This is a genomic window from Saccharothrix lopnurensis, from assembly GCF_042658445.1.
GTDB lineage: Bacteria > Actinomycetota > Actinomycetes > Mycobacteriales > Pseudonocardiaceae > Actinosynnema > Actinosynnema lopnurensis.
In genome coordinates this window covers 1-1,578 of the sequence record NZ_JBHSQO010000098.1, presented here as the reverse complement: position 1 = coordinate 1,578, position 1,578 = coordinate 1, and the positions used below count along the sequence as shown (strand labels likewise).

Below are 1,578 nucleotides of genomic sequence, written 5' to 3'. Positions count from 1 at the left end.
TCATCCCGCGTAGTGCACGTCCGGCCACGGTGGGGTGGTCATGCCGTTGCCGATGTGGAAGGAGGGGTGTGGGGGTTGGTTGTAGGCGGTGTTCTGCCAGGCGATGGCGACGCGGTACTGGGTGTCGTGCATCAGGGTCGGGATGCGCCGGTCGGTCTGGTTCGGGGTGGAGTGGATGCGCAGGGCGGTGTTGTCGGACTTGCGCCAGACGACCTCTTCGCGCCAGTCGCCGAGGATGTCGGCGGAGAGGGCGGGGGTGGCCTTGGTGCCGTTGTTGGAGGCGACGTCGGTGCCGGTGAGCAGGCGGGTGTCGCCGCCGGTGCCGTATTTGTCGACGCGGGTCTGGTCGAGCAGCTCCCGGGTGGGGTCGCCGTCCCACCAGATCAGGAAGTTCGCGGACGAGGGCTTGCGGCCGACGGTGACGCCGGTCGGGCTGCGCAGGCTGCCGTCGGCGTTGGACCAGGATTCCGCGCCGGGGCTGCCGGGGTGGATGTCGCCGGAGACGCCGCGGCCGTTGTCGCTGCCCGAGGCGGTGGTCCAGAGGCGTTGGCCGGTGCGGGCGTCGGCGAACCACGAGCCCGGCTTCGAGGTGTCCTCGGAGACCTTGAAGTATTCGAGGCCGGGGCGGGACGGGTCGAGGTCGCCGACGTGGCCGGCGTCGCCGTGGCCGAGGCCGGTGGTCCACAGGCCGCGGCCGTTGTCGTCGATGGTGGCCGCGCCGTAGACGATCTCGTCCCGGCCGTCCTGGTCGACGTCGGCGACGCTGAGGGAGTGGTTGCCCTGCCCGGCGTAGCCGGAGTTGCCCGAGGAGGTGGAGTCGAACGTCCACCGCTTGGTCAGCGCGCCGTTGCGGAAGTCCCACGCCGCCACGACGGCGCGGGTGTAGTAGCCCCGGGCCATGACCAGGCTGGGGCGGGCGCCGTCGAGGTAGGCGGTGCCGGCCAGGAAACGGTCCACCCGGTTGCCGTAACTGTCACCCCACGAGGACACCGTGCCCCGGGGCGGGTCGTAGTTCACCGTGGACACCGCCGCACCGGTCCGGCCGTCGAACATGGTCAGGAACTCCGGGCCGGTGAGGATGTAGCCGCCGGAGTTGCGGTGGTCGGCGCCGGCGTCGCCGATCACCGTGCCCCGACCGTCACGCGTGCCGTCGGCGGTCTTCATCGCCACCTCGGCCCGACCGTCGCCGTCGTAGTCGTAGACCTGGAACTGGGTGTAGTGCGCCCCCGCCCGGATGTTGCGACCCAGGTCGATCCGCCACAGCCGGGTGCCGTCGAGCCGGTAGGCGTCGACGAACACGGTGCCCGTCACACCCGACTGCGAGTTGTCCTTGGCGTTGTCCGGGTCCCACTTGAGCACGAACTCGTAGTCGCCGTCACCGTCCAGATCACCCACACTCGCGTCGTTCGCGCTGTACCCACTGCCCGGCGAGGAGATCGGCACATCACGGTAACCCGAACCGAACGACAGAGACGCCGGCGACGCCGGCTGCTCGACCCCGCCCACCACCGCGCGCACCGTGTACGACGCATCCACCGCCGCACCACCATCCAGGAAATTGGTCGACGCGGTGACCGG

General features: G+C 70.6%; 1 protein-coding gene. It reads right to left on the bottom strand.

Annotation, left to right across the window (positions count from 1 at the left end; translation table 11 throughout):
• Positions 1 to 1,443: a rhamnogalacturonan lyase gene (locus tag ACFP3R_RS37490; RefSeq protein WP_380643790.1), complete on the bottom strand. Its 1,443-nt coding sequence runs from the start codon at positions 1,441 to 1,443 to the stop codon at positions 1 to 3.
• Between the last annotated feature and the right edge of the window lie 135 nt (positions 1,444 to 1,578).